The organism is Gimesia aquarii, from assembly GCF_007748175.1.
In the GTDB taxonomy this organism is placed as follows: domain Bacteria; phylum Planctomycetota; class Planctomycetia; order Planctomycetales; family Planctomycetaceae; genus Gimesia; species Gimesia aquarii_A.
This window is the reverse complement of sequence record NZ_CP037422.1, coordinates 5,549,524-5,568,415: the sequence shown is the minus strand read 5'-3', so window position 1 is coordinate 5,568,415 and position 18,892 is coordinate 5,549,524. Positions and strand designations below refer to the sequence as shown.

General features: G+C 43.7%; 14 protein-coding genes and 1 tRNA gene. All 15 read left to right on the top strand.

From position 1 onward, the window contains the following. The 15 genes from leuD (at position 1) to V202x_RS21050 (ending at position 18,889) form a co-directional block, all read left to right on the top strand. Entirely contained in the window at positions 1–591 is a 591-nt protein-coding gene (leuD, locus tag V202x_RS21120; RefSeq protein WP_145178834.1) for a 3-isopropylmalate dehydratase small subunit, read from the top strand. Positions 592–641: 50 nt separating this feature from the next. Further along, positions 642–1,745 carry an FAD:protein FMN transferase gene (locus V202x_RS21115; RefSeq protein ID WP_145178833.1) on the top strand — a complete coding sequence of 368 codons (1,104 nt, stop codon included), beginning with the start codon at positions 642–644 and terminating at the stop codon, positions 1,743–1,745. Positions 1,746–1,913: 168 nt separating this feature from the next. Further along, positions 1,914–3,140 carry a DoxX family membrane protein gene (locus tag V202x_RS21110; protein WP_145178832.1) on the top strand — a complete coding sequence of 409 codons (1,227 nt, stop codon included), beginning with the start codon at positions 1,914–1,916 and terminating at the stop codon, positions 3,138–3,140. A 135-nt stretch (positions 3,141–3,275) separates the two neighbouring features. Further along, positions 3,276–4,823, top strand: coding sequence for a Gfo/Idh/MocA family protein (locus tag V202x_RS21105; protein WP_145178831.1), 1,548 nt, complete (start codon positions 3,276–3,278; stop codon positions 4,821–4,823). A gap of 113 nt (positions 4,824–4,936) precedes the next feature. Beyond that, positions 4,937–6,211 carry an MFS transporter gene (locus V202x_RS21100; protein WP_145178830.1) on the top strand — a complete coding sequence of 425 codons (1,275 nt, stop codon included), beginning with the start codon at positions 4,937–4,939 and terminating at the stop codon, positions 6,209–6,211. Between the two features lie 123 nt (positions 6,212–6,334). Next, a complete protein-coding gene (locus tag V202x_RS21095) occupies positions 6,335–7,144 on the top strand; it encodes a DUF1573 domain-containing protein (protein WP_145178829.1) in 810 nt (269 codons plus the stop codon). A gap of 211 nt (positions 7,145–7,355) precedes the next feature. After that, complete coding sequence (locus tag V202x_RS21090) at positions 7,356–9,698, top strand: hypothetical protein (RefSeq protein WP_145178828.1); 2,343 nt, start codon at positions 7,356–7,358, stop codon at positions 9,696–9,698. 308 nt (positions 9,699–10,006) lie between these two features. Then, positions 10,007–11,026: a tetratricopeptide repeat protein gene (locus V202x_RS21085; RefSeq protein ID WP_197993017.1), complete on the top strand. Its 1,020-nt coding sequence runs from the start codon at positions 10,007–10,009 to the stop codon at positions 11,024–11,026. Between the two features lie 81 nt (positions 11,027–11,107). Then, positions 11,108–11,181 (top strand) — tRNA-Pro (locus V202x_RS21080). A 587-nt stretch (positions 11,182–11,768) separates the two neighbouring features. Next, entirely contained in the window at positions 11,769–12,653 is an 885-nt protein-coding gene (gene rfbA, locus V202x_RS21075) for a glucose-1-phosphate thymidylyltransferase RfbA (protein WP_145180711.1), read from the top strand. A gap of 232 nt (positions 12,654–12,885) precedes the next feature. Beyond that, positions 12,886–13,674 (top strand): ABC transporter permease, encoded by a 789-nt coding sequence (locus V202x_RS21070; RefSeq protein WP_145178826.1) that lies wholly within the window; start codon positions 12,886–12,888, stop codon positions 13,672–13,674. Further along, the gene (locus tag V202x_RS21065) at positions 13,664–15,028 is read left to right on the top strand and encodes an ABC transporter ATP-binding protein (RefSeq protein WP_145178825.1); all 1,365 of its coding nucleotides are present in this window, start codon (positions 13,664–13,666) and stop codon (positions 15,026–15,028) included. Before V202x_RS21070 ends, V202x_RS21065 begins: the two co-directional genes overlap by 11 nt. Before the next feature lie 8 nt (positions 15,029–15,036). Next, a complete protein-coding gene (locus V202x_RS21060; protein ID WP_145178824.1) occupies positions 15,037–15,645 on the top strand; it encodes a methyltransferase domain-containing protein in 609 nt (202 codons plus the stop codon). A 66-nt stretch (positions 15,646–15,711) separates the two neighbouring features. Further along, positions 15,712–17,784, top strand: coding sequence for a glucosyltransferase domain-containing protein (locus V202x_RS28015; RefSeq protein WP_145178823.1), 2,073 nt, complete (start codon positions 15,712–15,714; stop codon positions 17,782–17,784). Beyond that, positions 17,768–18,889, top strand: a complete 1,122-nt coding sequence (locus V202x_RS21050; RefSeq protein WP_145178822.1) for a DegT/DnrJ/EryC1/StrS family aminotransferase — start codon at positions 17,768–17,770, stop codon at positions 18,887–18,889. The genes V202x_RS28015 and V202x_RS21050 overlap by 17 nt, the downstream gene beginning before the upstream one ends. Positions 18,890–18,892 lie beyond the last annotated feature (3 nt).

Genomic DNA, 18,892 nt, shown 5'->3' with positions numbered 1-18,892 from the left:
ATGAAAAAAGTTGAAAGCATCACCGGGACTGGAATCCCATTGTTATTAGATGATATTGATACCGATCGGATTATCCCGGCCCGTTTTTTGCGTTGTGTCACTTTTGAAGGTTTGGGGGAACATGCTTTTGAAGATGACCGCATCCAAGACCCAAACCACCCTTTTGACGACCCAAGCTATAAGGATGCATCCATTTTAGTGGGAGGACGTAACTTTGGCTGCGGCTCTTCTCGTGAACATGCACCTCAATCATTGATACGCTGGGGAATTAAAGCGATCATTGCCGAATCTTATGCCGAAATCTTTTTCGGTAACTGTACTTCACTGGGAGTTCCGGCTGTCTGCGCCAGCCAGGAAACACTCGAAACTTTGGATCAAGCGATTAAGAATCAACCAGATCAGGAAATCACCGTTGACCTGCTCACGATGAAAATCAGTTGTGGTGATCAAGAATTTGACTGCACTTTACCAGACAATGCACGCACTGCTCTGACTTCGGGATCCTATGACTTTCTGGCACAATTACTCAAAAGCAAAGAGGAAATAAAAGAACGCGCAACAACTGTGCCTTACTTTACATCTTTTGCTTGAATTTCCTACGAAAAGCAGAAATCCGACCCACCTTTTCTAATGTGATTTTTATGCCTGAAAAGAAATCGGAAAGTAATCGGCGCGACTTTCTAACTGGACGTGTTATAAAACAAGCCGCTGAGCAAGCCGGAGAGAATCTGGCTGATTACTTGAGTAATGCGACCGAAGAAATAACAGTACCATCGGGTGGTTCGACCATTAGATTGAGTACACGTGCTATGGCAACGGAATTTGCTGTGGTCATGAATCCCGGCCGTAGTCAACAGGTAATCCAAGCCTCTGATGCCTTGGACATGCTTCATGAACTGGAGCAGTTAATGACGGTCTACAGAAGCAACAGCGAGATGTCGCGAGTCAATGCAGAAGCTGCTGCAGGTCCCGTTTCAATTGATTCTCGTCTGTTTGAAGTACTCGACCAGTCTCGTCAAATCTGTTTAGATACAGAAGGCGGTTTCGACCCTTCTTCCGGCCCTCTCATTGCACTTTGGCAAGATCGCAGAAGACTGGGACGTATTCCAACCCAAACAGAAATCGATTCGTGCCTCGCTCATACAGGCATCGATCAATTTGAATTTGACCACACAAATCAGACTATACATTATCGATTTCCCGAGAATGAATTGAACCTTGGTGGAATTGGTAAAGGATATGCATTAGATGTCGCAGGACAGTTTTTAAAAGAACAAAAGTTAGAAAACTGGCTTTTTTATGGGGGATTTAGCAGTATTCTTGCCAGAGGTTCTCATAATCAGCTCCAAGGTTGGCCGGTAGGGATCAAAAATCCACTTTTTACCAGTCAACGATTGGGAACAATCTTATTGAAGAATTATGCAATGTCGACCAGTGGATCCTCAGTGCAACACTTCCGACATGAAGGAAAACGTTATGGGCATATCCTCGATCCTCGAACCGGATGGCCTGTTTCGGAATTGCTGTCTGTAACGGTTATTGCTCCCTCTGCAGCTCTGGCTGATGCACTTTCGACTGCTTTTTATGTAATCGGGATCGAAAAAGCTCTGGAGTATTGCGAAAATCATAGTGAAGTCGGTACGATTTTAATTCCAGCCCCCACCCAAGGCCGAAAACTTTCACCGGTGATTCGTGGAATTCCGAATGAGTTTCTGTTCCTGGATCGCGACCAATTGTTGTCATAATGATTAGTCGTTATAAATGAAATAATAAAAGACAGGCTCGTTGTGAGATAGAATTCACGTTCGCTTTATATAAAGTGTTCAAGCCAGCTTGCCAGAACCCTGTACTTTTTGACGAAAGTAAAGGATGTTCTCTTTAAGAAATCCCCCTTAAAAATAAAGGGTTTACTTGTGAAAGATTTAAAAAAAATCTCAGGTATTGCCATCCTACTAATCGTGTTGCTACGACTTTCGATTGGCTGGCAGCTGCTTTATGAAGGCCTTTGGAAAATTGATACTTTAAGTTCCAACAGACCATGGACTGCTGCAGGATATCTAAAAAACGCTAAGGGACCATTTCGGGACCATTTCCGTAATATGACGGGCGATCCCAATGATATGAACTGGCTGGATGCAGATAAGGTCAAAGCAAAGTGGTCTGGCTGGGAACAACGGTTCCTGAACCATTTCCCCAATATCACAGACGCCCAAAAATCGAAATTGCATCAAATGGTGAGTGGCAGTGATTCATTTGCGGCAGAACTGAGTGCCCTACCTCCGGGAGTCGAAATAAGAGGTAGTCTAGGTAAAGCAATTCAGTTTGACCCTAAGCGAAAACGGTTGATTGTCAAAGGCGATCAACATTTAACACCTGCTGAAAAATATCGACTGCAATCAATGGTCCCAGTGACAAAAGAAGCAAATGGGAAACTGTCTGGCGGTACAAAGCTGGATCAGGATTTTTATACAGCCGTTGAAAAAGTTTATGCACGCTCTGCGCGACTGAGTTATATCGAGAAAATGCAGGCTTCCCTGCGTGGAAATCCTGAAGTAGCCGGCCATGTTGACAAAAAACAAGAAGGTACCATTGATGGCAAGCGCATCGGTGAACTTGAACAATATCAAATTGCCTTAGAGAGATATGAAAAGAAGCTAAAGGAGGCAGATCAGGATTTTAAAAGAGATCATCTTGATAAAATCTGGGCTGAAATACAGGAAATGAGAGCCAGTTTGGTCAACCCCATTCGTGCGATGGAAGATGACATGAAAGCGGAAGCCTACAAGCTTCTGACACCAGAACAACTGGCTGCTGGCCCCGTTCCTCCAGAAAACACCGAAATGCATCGCATTAACATGATGACGATTGCTGCTCTGACAATACTGGGGATTTTACTTTTAATTGGATTGGGAACCCGAATTGCCGCCATTGCCGCCGCAGGAATGCTACTGTCGTTTTATCTTGTGATGCCCCCCTGGCCCGGAGTTCCTGCTGCACCGGGACCTGAACACAGTTTTATCGTCAATAAAAACCTGATTGAAGTGATTGCGTTACTAGCGATCGCCTGTCTGCCAACAGGAAGCTGGTTTGGCATCGATCGTATGTTTTATCGTTTTTTCAACAAAAACAAAAACTCATAAAACAAAACTAGTTTAAAAAGTCAAATATTCGTAGGAAACTCGGGTACATCTAACAAAAGACCTTTATTCCACATATAATACTGAAAAAGTCATTTAAACCGGTAAAAATACGCATTGCGTATTAGGAGCAAAAATATGAATTTAACTCCCGAACAAGAACAAATCGGAAAAGACAATTTTAACGAGGCAGTCTCTTTAACAAGACGTGATTTCATCACTGCTGCCGCTGCGACAACAACCGGTTTAGGTGCCGCCTATTTTGGGTATGAGAAGCTCAAGGGGAAACCTGTTAAAGTTGGCTTCATTGGGACTGGTGATGAAGGTAGCGTGCTTATCACTCAGCATCCGCCAGAATACATGGAAATTGTAGCGATTGCCGACCTGAGGCCTTCCAATAGAAAGAAGGCTATTCACGGGCATGGAAATGAACACCGTGTCGGTCTGATTAATAAACTGGGGCAAGAAAAAGCATCACAAATCCAACAATTCGAAGATCACAAACAACTCATTGCCGCAAAAGATCAGTTGGGACTGGAAGCTGTTGTGATCGCCGTACCGCTCAGTCAGCATGCACCGATTGCAATGGCCGCTTTAGATGCGGGATTGCATGTGCTTTCAGAAAAGTTGATGGCTCACAATATCACTGAATGTAAAGATCTGATAAAAAAAGCGGAAGAGAAAAAACTCCTCCTCGCCGTCGGTCATCAGCGTCATTATAGTGTGCTCTATGACAACGCAAACCAGCTTGTCAAAACGGGTCTGCTTGGTGATATCAGACATATTCGTGCCCAATGGCATCGCAATAACAGTTTTCCAGGCCGTGACAGTTGGCGTAAGAAAGTTCCTAAAGAAGATGCTCAAGCGCTAGCCGATAAAGTAAAAGAATTTGGCTATGACGACATGGATGAGCTGGTTAACTGGCGTCTCTATAACAAAACGGGAGGGGGCTTGATGGCTGAACTGGGAAGCCATCAATTAGACGCCTGTAGTATTTTTCTAGGAAAAGTCCATCCATTGGCTGTCCAGGGCTATGGCGGTAAAAACTTCTACGGTGTAGAAGGCATCGGTTCAAAAGACAAGCAGGAAGATGATCGAGAAATCGACGACCATGTCTATGTGACCTTTGAATTTCCCGGCCCCAATTATGATGCGGAAACGAATCCACGCGATGTCTGTATTGTGACGTATTCCTCAATCAACACGAATCGCTGGGAGCCTTATGGTGAAACCGTCTTGGGTAGTCGAGGCACACTGATCATGAAGACTGAAAAAGAAGCCTTGCTCTTCAAAGAATCCAGTCCATCTACCGGCGGCGGAGGCCCTGATCAACGACTATGGGTTATTAACTCAAACGATGGCAGTGGACCTGTGTTGGATGCATATGAAACCACGGCCCCTTCTGCAGGTGCTTCAGATACCTCACAAGCAATGGGTGACAAGATCAGTCGTGGTTACACTGAGGAAATGGAACATTTCTGCCATTGTATCCGTACGAATAATTTCAAAGGTCCCTTTGAAGGCGGTTTGAAATGTAACGGAACAGTTGCAATGGCGGATGCAATCATGGCATTGACCTCTAATCTTGCAATGAAGCATAAAATTCGCATTGAATTCAAGCCAGAATGGTTCGATCCTAACGATCCAGCGACTCCAGAAGCAGAGTTCTCAGATAAACTTGCGTAAAAGTTGTCTATTGAATTCAAACCAATTTTCTATAATGATTCAGCAATGTCGAGGAATTCTCTCCTCGGCATTGTTTCTTTTTAACCCAACTACTTAGTTCAAAGGGGAACCACGTGTCGAAAAGACGCAAGGCAGGCCTGTCACTCATTTTTGTGACTGTCTTTATCGATTTGCTCGGTTTTGGAATTGTCTTACCATTATTACCACGATACGGAGAACACTTTGAAGCAGATGGCGGTACGCTGGGCTTATTAATGGCATCGTTCTCTGCGATGCAATTTCTCTTCGCTCCTATCTGGGGTCGCATCTCAGACCGCATAGGACGTCGCCCCATCCTGATTCTTGGTTTATTAGGCTCAACAGTTTTTTATGGAATGTTCGGCTTTGCAACATCGCTGGGTAAAGAAGGTATCTTTCTTGGAATTGGAGCTTTGTCCTGGCTTTTCATCACACGCATCGGTGCAGGTATTGCGGGTGCAACGATTCCAACAGCTCAAGCTTATATAGCAGACATTACAGGCCCCAAGGAACGTGGAAAAGGAATGGCTCTCATTGGTGCTGCATTCGGAATTGGCTTCACTTTTGGCCCCTTAATCGGAGCCGCGTTCGTCTCCGCAGAGACGGGTGCCACCCCAAGTGCCGCCCCTGGATATGTCGCTTGCGTACTATCAGGAATTGCTGCCCTGCTCTCAATCTTCTTATTACCAGAATCACTTGATAAAGAAACCTCTGTCTCACTTTCAAAACGTCATCATTGGTTTGATGTCGCCAGTTTTCGTCACGCTCTTGCCCGACCAAAAATTGGGATCATTCTGCTGACCATCTTTTTGACCACATTCGCTTTTGCACAATTTGAATCCACGCTGTCCCTGCTAACACAGGAACTGGGATTCGCTGCCCGTAGTAACTTTTATATTTTTGCTTACATCGGATTGATTTTGACCCTAAGCCAGGGAATTCTCGTCAGAAGACTGATTCCCAAAATGGGAGAATACCGCATGGGACTGGCTGGTATTGTACTGATGGTGGTGGGTCTTTTATTGATCGGAGTTGCTGGGAAATCAGACTCTTACACATTGCTATATGCAGTGCTACCTATCTCTGTAATTGGTTTTTCAGCGACAACCCCTTCTCTACAGTCACTGTTATCTCTCAACACTTCAGAGGATGAGCAAGGAGGTATCCTGGGAGTCGGCCAGAGCATTTCTGCTCTGGCACGAATTCTAGGTCCACTAGCAGGTATCGTTCTTTTTAAAGGAACAAAAAACGGTTTTATACAAGGAAGTATTACATCCCCCTATTGGGTTGGTGCTGTCATCATGGTTCTTGGCCTTTTATTGTTGGGTTTTCTTAAGTCGCATGCCACTGACACAGCAATTGAAACTTGAACATTGTCCAGTAAGGCCAGTCTGCAAACCCGGTCTTGTCCTAACTTTTATGTTCTGTTAAAGATACGCTCAGTTTGGATTTCGAATTCTGAAATTGACATTTTGACAGGCAGGGATGCCGACATGCGTGATCAAATTTTACAATCAAAATGGACCAGACCTGTTCTGCTTGTTCTGGCAACATCACCATTTGTCATAGCCAGTTATGCATTCTGGGCTGGTTCACGCGTCCAAACGGCAATAGCTGGTGAAGCAAAACCAGCATTGGCCTTCGAAACTTACCTCGTTGACACCGGTCGCGTCAAAGAAACCACTCGCGTCGTATCAGCCCGTTTTCGTTTCAAAAATCTCAGCGATCAAACGGTGACAATTAAGGAATTAGTCCCAAGTTGTGGTTGCCTGAAACCGCGTCTGGAGAAAAAAGTATATCTCCCCAATGAAGTCGGCGAATTTCGGCTAAAAATGGAGACGGCAGGAGAGTCCCCCGGACAGAAAGAATACTTTGTTGATTTCAAATATGAAGACACAAAGGAGCGTTCGACTCGACTCACTTTCAAACTGGAACTCCCCATCCGTAGACTTGTTGTAAAACCCAAAGCGCTGGTTGTTTACCAGTTTACACCAGGACGTACGGTGCACCCCATCACAGTCTCTGATTACCGAGCAGGGAAAGAGTTTGAAATCACCAGTGTGGAAAGTACACTAAAATACGCGAAGGTGGAACTTAAAGAACTGGAAGTCAGCGATGGCCTCAGACAGCAAAAGTTAGATGTGATTGTGGAAAATGTAGTTCCACCGGGAAAACATAATGGGCTGGTCGTTATCAAAACAAATGATTCCGACTTCCCTGAACTTTATGTTCCGCTCATTGTTCAAGGTCCTGACCCACAGACCGCACAAAAACAAGAGCCAACCGCTCCCAAAGCCAACTAAGCCGCCGTAAATTGAGAGTGGTAACAAAGTTGGAAATCAGCTAATGGGCTATTTTCCTATATTTTCTTTTGAATTCTTCCATTTTTTTGTACGGAATTTGGCCTGCGCGGTCACTAATTACTGTAGAGACCGGTTTACATTTGAGTTCAGTACTCAATGAGAGTAAAGACTCAGATCGCCTTTTCTTCAACCTAACAACTATTGGTGACCTATGCGTTTGACCCTAAGAACTTTAATCGCCTATTTAGATGATGTTCTCGAACCAACTCAAATCAAAGAAATTGGCAAAAAGCTTGATGAAAGTGGCTACGCCTCTTCTCTTGTTGAGCGAATCAAAGATGTTTTACGCCGACGCCGACTCACCGCACCAGAAGTGGAAGGTCCTGGCTCTAATCCAGACCCTAATACGGTCGCCGAATACCTGGATAATACCCTCTCTCCAGAAAGCGTTGCGGACGTTGAAAAGATCTGCTTGAATTCCGATGTCAATCTTGTTGAAGTCGCTGCATCACACCAAATACTGACGCTGGTATTGGGAGAACCAGCCACTATTAATCCAGATACAAGAGAGCGGATTTATGCTCTGGGCCCCATTTCAACCGGGGATGAACTTGACGTTGCGATTTCCGAAACAGCATCTGAAACAGCACAAACCGATTCCCCGTCAGCAACAACACAAGCTGTATCACCAAGTCAAAAAAACAATGTACCCGCAAGTCAACAGACAGTTCCTGTGGATACCCCTGAACCATTTTCTTCTCGCATCCCCGACTACCTCAAAACAAAACCATTGTGGAAACGATTCACTCCCTATTTCTTGATTCTACTTGCAGGTATTGTTTGGGCGGGCCTGTTCTTTGGCGACCCCACTTTTTTCCCAGAACTTTTTTCTGGGGGCAATTCATCAACACAATTAGCAAATAATATGGCTGAAAATCCGGAACTTAAAATTCCAATACCCGGAGAAAATCAACCAGCCGAAACAGCTCCTGCCAAAAACGAAGCTGATTCTAAAACAGTGGATAAGTCGAATACTCCAGTAAACGAGGCGCAACAGCCTACCCCTGCAATTAAAGAAAAACCGCCTGCATTCGATCCTCCACCACCAGCTGATGCAGAGAGTGAAACAGTGACCAAGGTTGTCCCTGCTACTCCTCCAGTTGATACGAATCTTCCTCCTAAAACACCAGCGCCCCCCGCTACACCTCCCCCTCCAGCTAGTCAGGACAGCAAAACAGTCGCTATCAACAAAACTGATAACACAGCTAAAAAGGCTACCCCAAAAATTGAACTAGCTGATGTCCCCGCCAAGGCTCCCGCTGCGCAAATTGAATCAGAAGATGGCTTCTTTCTGGCGAGTGTCTCTAATATGCCTGACATTGCAGACAAGAATGATTGGGTCATTCATTCAAAAGTCAGCCCCATCCAAGCTGGCACCCCTGTGGCATCACCAGAACCATTCACAGCCAGGATCAATATTCCTGAAGCACATTGCAAAGTTGAACTTCTTCCAGGTACAGCTGTTACTTATGTTGGCAAAAACAAAGCAGCAGAAATGGGTTTTGAAATTCAAGAAGGCCGCCTCCGCATTGAAGCATCCCGTGGCTTGAATGACGCTAATGATGCGGCTGGTCCGATCTTATCCATCAAAGTGAATGGTGATCTGTGGAGAATTGAACTCGTCACCCGAGATAGTGTTTGTGGTATTGAAATCACTCCCGTTCAACCAAACAAACCCGGAGAAGTACTCGGTTCCAACGGTTACACAGGAGTTTTATATGCTTATTCTGGTATGATTCGTTTTTCAGATGGTAAAGGCGAGGTCAAGACTGTTGATGCAGGTCAATGGATGTCGCTGTCAGCAAAAGATCGAGCCGCTGGTGTGATCCATCCTTCTGATCGCCCGAAACCCTTACGTGTCCCGCGTTGGGTTGAACCTGAGTTTAAAGACAACTCTTACCTCTCTCGCCGATCTATCGCAGCATTTGTCAAAGAATTAGATGATGATCAACTCATTTCCCTAACGATGCCCGCCATTACCAAAGACTTAAAGCCTAATATTTCTGATTTGGCAACCAAGTCTCTAGCATTAACTAACCGCTATGAGGCGCTGGTTAAAGTTCTTGGTGAGGTTGACCACCATGAATCTCGTATTGCGGCAATAAATGGAATCCGAAATTGGTTACCTCGTAGTCCTGAGAATGGTGAACACCTCAAAAAAGCATTGAATACACAATTTTCACCTGAAATGGCAGAAATCATGGAACGCCTACTCTGGGGATTCCAAAAAAGTGATGCTCAGGATCGATTTATATCAGGTAGACTGGTGGAATGGCTCGAACATGACAACGCAACCGTGCGAGAACTTGCCTTCAATGCAATCCATCAATTGACAGGCAGGCCCATAGACTACTCAGCAATCGCCACACCCGCTCAAAGACGTTCGACTGCCCGCAGATGGTTTTCGCATCTTGAAAAACATGGATCACTAGTTGCACCGGATGAAGAGGGGAAACCCGCTTCTGCAACTAGTCCCGAAAGCACAGAAAAATAAGATATCCCTGCTGAAGATCACTGTTAATGCCTACCAGGTGATAAGACCCTATCTTCTATTTAAATAAGAATTTAGGGTCTTCGATTCTTTTTTTATCTGGATCGTGAATCCAACGAAAATTGTTCAAATTCCTCTTGCCGTAATTTCAAGGGATTGATATCTTTCTCGCACTTCTCTCATAGTCATATCATCACACACAGCTGAAATCGCAAATATCAAGCCCCTATCCAAAACGTTTTCCCGACAGAATGAAACTGGAATCAGCCATTGATTCTTGTTCATACTTACAAACGATGGAGATGTGCACGATGCACTCAACCCGGATAAAATTTCTATTTATTAGTAACTTGGTCATTTCGTTCTCATTGGGAACGTTAACACTTTCCGGATGCAACTCTATGCACGGAGTCGCCAGTAACGAAATGGGAAATGGCTATTATCAACGTGGCGACTATGCAAATGCGCGAGCTGCTTTCAGTCGTGCGATCGCAGACAATCCGGGGAATCCGGATTATGTCCATAATCTCGCTGTCACCATGCAAAAAGAAGGCGATCTGGCAGGAGCAGAACAAACCTATAAAAATGCGTTAATGATAGATCCTTCCCATCAACCTTCGCATCACGGGTTAGCAGAATTAATGATCAGCCAGGGACGTCAGCAAGAGGCAATACAGCATGTTACCTCCTGGAGAGACACCCAACCCTATATTGCTGAATCCCACTTGGAAATGGCATGGTTGCAACAGCAGTCCGGTGACTTAAGCGGTGCAGAACAATCATTAAAGGCTGCGTCAAATGCCGATCCAAACCATCCCAAAGTACTTGCACATCTAGGTCAGCTTTATCAACAGACAGGACGCTCTGAAGAGGCCCTGGCAATGTACCAACAATCAATGCACTCCGAATGGTATCAACCACAGGTGCAGGCACGTATCGCTTCGATCAAAAAACCGTATTCAACATCAACCGGAACCAATCGCATTGCAGCCAAAGGTTGGTCACATGGCCCCCTTGGCAATGGCAGTAGATTTCGTTATCAATCTCGTACTGCTCAAGCAAGTAATGCTTACCCCCTGCCCACCTATAGCAGCATGACTTCGGGAACAGTCGCCATGACGAGCCCTTCACACATGAGCCAGGCGCAGGCACTACCCGGTGAAACAATGGCATTACAACCGGTGCTGGTTGCCCCTGGTATTGCAGGTCAACCAGTTCAGCTAGGACCGCCCACTGTTGCAAATTCACCCGAACCAGTTAATGTCGATCCAGCACACTTTCCCACCGCACCATCAACGGCTGGAACACCACCGGTTGTACAACCTTATTAGGTTTCTACTGAGAGATCTGACACTCTGAATTACAACCAATGCGTTGACCCGACATCCCCCCCTGATAGAATAGAACCTCAACGGGATGTAGCTCAGCCTGGTAGAGTGCTGCGTTCGGGACGCAGAGGTCGCAAGTTCAAATCTTGTCATCCCGACCTTTAAGCCGTTTAAGAACGGCCCCTTCCGATAGCTGAGGTGAAATTCCTCACCAGGCCCATGGTCAACATTTTTGCCGCTAGGATTTTCTGGGGCCACCAAGAACTGGATAACCGCGCAAGATATCATTCTGATGAGAACGAGCTTAAGAACAAAGTTTTTAACACCTTTAATCCTAGGAAACTTCGGCCTGCCGTTATGCATCTGTATTCTTTAATCCCGCATCCACTCAAAAAACCTCTCCCAGACCTAATGAAGACTTAATAATTCATTCGAATCAATGATGCTTAACAGGCCTTTTCCAACCCCCAAAACCCGGAAAAAGTAAAGCCATTGCTGGATTCGACGGACAAGATGAGGCCAATATCGACACCTGAGCAAATTTCTTTGCTAAATACCTAAAAACCTGTTGCTTTATTTTGTGTAATTCAATACTAAATGCTTATGATCAGTACGTTTATCAAGATTGGTCACCATTTGAGCCGAGTCAAAATACGAGTCTTAAATCAAAATAAGTTTAAGAGAAGCTGGTGAAGCGTTTGCGCAAATTGGTAGTACTCTCACTCAAGGTATTCTAGGGAAGATGATGTCAAGAAAAGGTATTATTTTGGCGGGAGGGTCTGGTACTCGACTCCATCCTGTTACAAAGGTAATTTCAAAACAGTTACTCCCCATTTATGACAAACCAATGATTTTTTATCCTCTTTCATCTCTGATGTTAGCAGGAATTAAAGAGACACTAATCATTTCCACACCTCATGATCTACCCATGTTTCAAGATCTCTTAGAAGATGGAGCGCAGTGGGGCATGCAGTTTAAATATGCTGCTCAGCCTTCACCAGATGGTCTCGCACAAGCTTTACTGATTGGAGAAGAGTTCATTGGCAGTGATCCAGTTTGCCTCATTTTAGGTGACAACATATTCTATGGCCATGGATTAACCGACAGTTTACTGACGGCCTCTAAACGTGACTCTGGGGCGACTGTATTTGGTTACCAAGTGCATGATCCGGAGCGTTTTGGAGTCGTCGAGTTTGATAGCCAAAAACGTGCGATTTCCATCGAAGAGAAACCTAAAGTTCCAAAGTCGAATTATGCCGTCACAGGGCTCTATTTTTATGATAATGATGTCGTTGAAATCGCGAAGAATGTGAAACCCTCTGCTCGCGGTGAACTGGAAATTACGTCGGTGAATAATGCCTATTTACAGCGGGGAAACTTAAATGTCGAACTATTAGGGCGAGGGCATGCCTGGTTTGATACCGGGACACATGAAAGCTTACAAGATGCGAGTCACTTTTTCCAAACGATTGAAAAACGCCAGGGACTGAAAATTGCCTGTTTAGAAGAAATCGCCTATCAGGCAGGATGGATCACAAAGGCACAGATGGCACAACAAGCTGAACTACTCAGCAAAACGAATTATGGCCAATACTTGCTCAAGGTAATGGAGGGACTTTCTTATGAATAGCGTTCGGCCCTCATTCGAGATTACTAATTTGAAGAGTAAATAACGATAGTAATAGCACACTACTGCTTTAAAGAACACATTCTGTTTACTATCTTTTTCAGAATAAACAAGTCCCAAGACAAACAAGGCTGACGCACAGGAGTGCCATACCAGCCTCGATCATGCAATTAGGACATTACAAGGAGGGGATGTCATCAATCCAAATTCCTTATTATCAATGAACCCCATAGAAATGGTTCATAGTTTAATAAAGAACCGTCAACTGATCTGGCAAATGACCAAGCGCGATGTCATTGGAAGATATAAAGGTTCCACCTTGGGACTGACCTGGTCTTTCTTTAACCCTTTAATCATGCTGGCTGTTTACACATTCGTATTCAGTATCGCGTTTAAAGCACGCTGGCAAACTGGTTCTGACAGTAAATCTGAATTTGCCCTGGCACTCTTCATTGGCATGATTGTACATGGCTTACTGGCAGAGAGCGTAAATCGAGCCCCCAGCCTGATACTTAACAACGTCAACTATGTGAAAAAAGTAGTGTTTCCTCTGGAAATTTTACCCTGGGTCGCCATGGGGGCGACTTTGTTTCATACATTAGTCAGTCTGTTCGTATGGGGACTGTTCTTTATTGCAGTCAATCAAACATTCCAATGGACTGCCCTGTTTCTGCCGTTCATTTTTGCACCTCTTATTTTTTTCACGCTGGGGCTCACCTGGTTTTTGGCTGCTTTAGGAGTTTACCTGAGAGACGTGGGACAAGTTACAAGTGTCTTTACCACCGTTTTATTATTCATGTCCCCTGTTTTCTACCCCATCTCAAATATCCCAGAACGTTTTCAGCCGTATCTTTATGCCAATCCCCTTACATTCATCATTGAACAGTCAAGGGCCGTCTTGATGTGGGGGCAAGTACCCAACTGGGAGGGATTGCTCCTCTCCCTCATCATCAGCTTGTTTGTCGCTTGGTTGGGCTTTTCATCATTCCAAAAAACGCGCAGGGGATTTGCTGATGTCCTCTGATGGGAATTCACTTAAAAACGATATTGCGATTAAGCTGGAAGGAGTCTGTAAATATTTCCAGATCTATGAAAAACCTCATCACCGGCTGATGCAAGGACTGTTTCGTGGTAAAAAACAATTTTATAAAGAGTTTAAAGCATTAGAAGACATCTCGCTGGAAATAAAGAAAGGAGAGACCGTTGGAATTATTGGCCGTAACGGTGCCGGTAAATCAACTCTGCTCCAAATCATTTGTGGAACCATGAGTCCCACTTTCGGAACCGTGAACATCAATGGTCGAATCGCGGCCTTGCTAGAACTTGGTTCTGGATTTAACCCTGAATTTACCGGTCGTGAAAACGTATTTATGAACGGGGCGATTCTGGGATTAACAAAAGCAGAAATTGAAGATCGTTTTGATAAAATCGCAGCCTTTGCAGAAATTGGCGATTTCATTGACCAGCCAGTCAAAACCTACTCCAGTGGGATGTATGTCAGGTTGGCCTTTGCTGTAATTGCTCATGTTGATGCAGATATTTTAATCATTGATGAAGCGCTATCAGTCGGCGATGCGTTCTTTACCCAGAAATGTATGCGGTTTTTGCGTACATTTATGAAACACGGAACACTACTGTTTGTCAGCCATGACAATTCTGCTATCACAAACCTGTGTGAACGCGCTGTCTGGTTGGACACAGGAAAAGTAAGAATTGCCGCTGACGCCAAAACCGTATGCGAAAAGTATTTTGAAGGACTATATGCAGCTCAACAGAACGTACAAAATAACCCCAGTCTCAGTTCTATGAATACTGAAATGAAATTAAAAAAAGACAGTAGTCAAGAATTTGTTGACGGTCGGCTCGCATTTATCAATTCGACACAATATCGCAATGATATCAAACTTTTTCAATTTGACCCGGACGCGGAAAGCTTTGGTGCAGGGGGGGTAGAGATTACTGATATTTCTCTCTGCAACGAGTCGGGAGAAAAATTATCCTGGGTTGTCGGAGGGGAAGTGGCAAGTTTACTTGTCACAGCAAAGGCTAAAGAAAATCTGGGATCACTAATCGTAGGTTTTTTTGTTAAAGACCGTCTAGGCCAAACCATTTTTGGTGACAACACCTATTTTACTAAAGCCCTTTCTGTCACCACTGATGATCAATTTTTTACGAAATTTATATTTCGTTTCCCTTTATTACCTGTAGGGGACTATTCGATCTCAGTCGCAATGGCAGATGGAACTCACACAGATCATATCCAACATGTTTGGATTCATGACGCGATCATATTCAAATCTGAAGCAAGCAGCATAGTGCATGGGCTTTTAGGAATTCCTATGCTCGACATCCAGCTTAATAATATAAACAAAAAATAGGATCTATCATGCACGCCAGCTCACTAGCAAATATGCAATCTTTTCACGATGAATTTTTAGCATCGAAGCGAGATCAAACACTTCAAGTCCTAGATATTGGTTCCATGGATGTCAATGGAACTTACAGGAGCATCTTAGATTCCCCCAACTGGAACTATATTGGAACAGATATGGAACCGGGAAATGGAGTCGATCTTGTATTCAAAAAACCGTATTCGTGGAGGGAGGTCAAAAGTAACTCTGTCGATGTATTAGTTTCTGGACAGGCATTTGAACATATTGAATATTTCTGGATCACTATACTTGAAGTATTTCGAGTATTAAAACCAGGTGGAATTTGCTGTATCATCGCGCCCGCGGGAGGGTATGAACACAAATATCCGGTGGACTGCTGGAGATTCTATCCTGATGGATTCACAGCCATGGCCAAGTTTGCACAGTTGGAGGTCTTGAAAGTCGAGACACATTGGGAATCACAGGGATACGATGATGGAAGCGAACTTTGGATGGACAGCGTCCTGGTTGCACGTAAACCCGTTTTTAGTACCTGGATTAAATTGAAAAGCGAAATCAAATGTTACTTGCAACACAAATTAATGAGCCTCAGTATTAATTAGCCACTGAAAACGAAAAGCAATTTGCAAGACATTTTAACAGTAATAAGAAATCACAGGGGCGATGATATGGAGAAGTTAGACGATCGCTTGTCTCAAACTCAGACTGATATAATTCGTTGGATTAAAAAAGAACGCTACTGGTTGAGCTATCTTTTAATTCTCTGTTTCACGTCATTTGCTTATGAGTTGTTTAATTTTACATTGACGGTAGATGAAGAATTTTATGCTGAGCGATCGGGCCCCATATTGAATAATGAATGGGTAAGGCAGGGGCGTTGGTCAATGTATTTACTCAGCTATTTATACCCAATTAATCCGATCGTCCCCTTCGCTCCTCTTTTCTTCACGCTGGTCTGTTCAGCGTTGGCTTTTTCAATAGTTGTACGATTATTTTCTTCCAACAGGACAATCAATGATTTTTGGGCTGCCCCTCTGTTTATAGCTTGCCCAACATTATATTACGTTTACAGCTTCAATACATTGAACTTCGGGATTGGGATTGGGTTCTTAGCGGGCGCTCTGGCGATTTATTTATTTACCTTTCGCCGAGGAATGAGCAGATGGTTTGTTCCAGCGATATTAATCGCATTTTCGATAGGAATCTATCAGGCCTTTCTCCCCTGGATCTTAGTTCTATTTTGCTTTTCAGCACTTCGATTGATTTTCGAATCAAAAGTCACATTCAAAGAAATACTAAAGACATTCATTTCATTTATCGGGTTATTGGTTTCTGGTCTGGTATTCTATTATTTGATTTCGAAAGGTTTTCGTCTCGCACTTAAATTGAACTCGAATGATTACATTGATGGATTCGTCAAATATAATTTGAGTCTGGATTATTTGTTACAGACTTTCAAACAGACACTTTATTCAATGAAGAATCACTATCTGGGAAAAAATGATATTTACGATCAAAATATACTATCTCTCCTTTTGCTGTTTTTTACCACTTTATTATCACTGATATTTCAAGTTCTTAAAACAAAGCAACCTCTATCCACTAAATTATTGGGACTCCTGATAGTGCTATTAATTTTGGCGACTCCTTTTTCCCTAAATCTTATCAGTGCTGGAGTTATGCCAACCAGAGCCTTGCTGGCAGTTCCCTTGGTATTAAGTGGGTTCGTTTTTCTTTCACTCTCCGCCTCCTCAATTGTTCTGAGATTTTTAATTATTCTGCTTGTCTGTGCAACAACATTTCAATTTATAACAATCAATAATCGATTTGCTTTCGCTGATTATATTTCATGGCAGGCAGACCGTGCGCTAAGCATGCGAATTTTAAATCGGTTGGATGAACTTGATTACGGGCAGGAAAATAAAACCAATAGTAAACGTGTTTATGCATTAGTGGGAAACATATCCCGCCCCAAGTATTCATTGATTGTAGAGAGACAAACCATAGGCGCCTCATTTTATAATTGGGATCAAGGCAACGTTCATAGAGTATTGTCACTGATGCGATCGATGGGAATTGACGAATACGAACCAGCGACTTTAGAGCAACAAAGATCAATTATGCAGTTTGCTGATACGATGCCCATCTGGCCACAAGCCGGTTCAGTTGCTCTCAAGAATGGAGTGTCGATTGTGAAGCTCGGCAACTACACCAATTCGCAACTGGTTCCTCTTTGTGCCGGTACCCTCCCCTGTGCACTTTGTCGAATTATATACAATCCAGGTAAAGGTGGAATTAGAATTCTTGACGAAGACTCTTGGGTTGATAAGGACAAGAGAGAGCGTGTATTCCAGTTGAACGATAATTTGAGTGAAGCACAGTTTCTCAATGCAACATACAAAATCGAAGGTGATCAGATCGTTCTCAATGCATCAACGCCTGGCACACAAATCATATTGCCGCAAATCAAACCATTAAACGTGGATCGTGTGCTGATGCGCATCGTTCTTGATGCGCCCCAGGACACTACGATGTTTTTGTTTTATCGCTATCCTGGTGAAACCGATTACACAGGTTCCAACCAGATTCAAGTTAAGCTATATAAGGGTGTTAATAATCTTCTGTTTTCTGTTCCAGTTCAGCTTCTGGAAGAGTCTTTAAGATTTGATCCCGGAAATATACCCGGAATCTATCAGATCATAAAATTAGAGATGTATAAACCAAATGAAAATTCTCTTTAATCAACCTAAGAGAGAAAACGATGAGCTTTCTCTTGAAATCGACGCTGCCATCAAAAATGTGCTCAAAAGTGGTATTTATATCCTGGGAAATAATGTCACCACTTTTGAAGAGGAGTTTGCTGAGTACTGTAACACTAAATACTGTTACACCGTCGGCAATGGGACGGATGCACTGGTAATCGCACTCCGTGCCTTAGGTATTGTCAAGAACGACGAAGTCATCACAGTGGCAAATGCAGGAGGTTATTCCACAACCGCGTGTAATCTGGTAGGGGCAACGCCAGTTTACATTGATGTCGATAAACATCGTCTCTTATTGAACGTTGACCTGGTTCCATCAGCTATTTCGCCTAAAACAAAATGTGTGATTGCCACACATCTCTATGGGCAAGTTGTCGACATAAAAAAACTAAGAGCATTATTAGATGCCGCCGGGCATACAGAGGTTAAAATTCTTGAAGATTGTGCACAGGCACATGGTGCGACTTCCGAGGGGGAAAAGGTTGGTTCACTGGGTGATATTGCCACTTTCAGTTTTTATCCCACCAAGAACTTAGGTGCGCTTGGGGATGGGGGAGCGATCACGACATCTTGTGAAAAATTAGCTGAGCGATGTCAAAGTTTACGACAGTATGGGTGGATTTCAAAATATTGCAGTACAGTCTCCGATGGTCAAAATAGTCGTCTTGATGAAATTCACGCTGCCATTCTTCGTGTCAAGTTAAAGCAACTTGACGCCTATAATCAAAAACGGCGTTCTATATGCACTCATCTCCACGAAACATGCCGAGGAATTGTTGATGTTGTTACAACTCCTAATGACGATCATGTCAGCCACCTGTTTGTGGTCCGGCACAAAAATCGTGAGGAAATATGCAAGACACTTAATGAGAACGGAATTGCCACGGATATTCACTATCCAATCCTGGACATAGATCAAATATCGATGAATGCAAAATCATATCGTTCGCTTGAACTAAAACATTCGAATCAAGCCACTAAAGAAATCTTTTCTTTACCCTGCTATACCGGAATCACTCGTGCAGAGCTGGACTTCATCAGGCAGATTTTCCAGACGAAAATTTCAGTAATCACAAAGGAATAATAA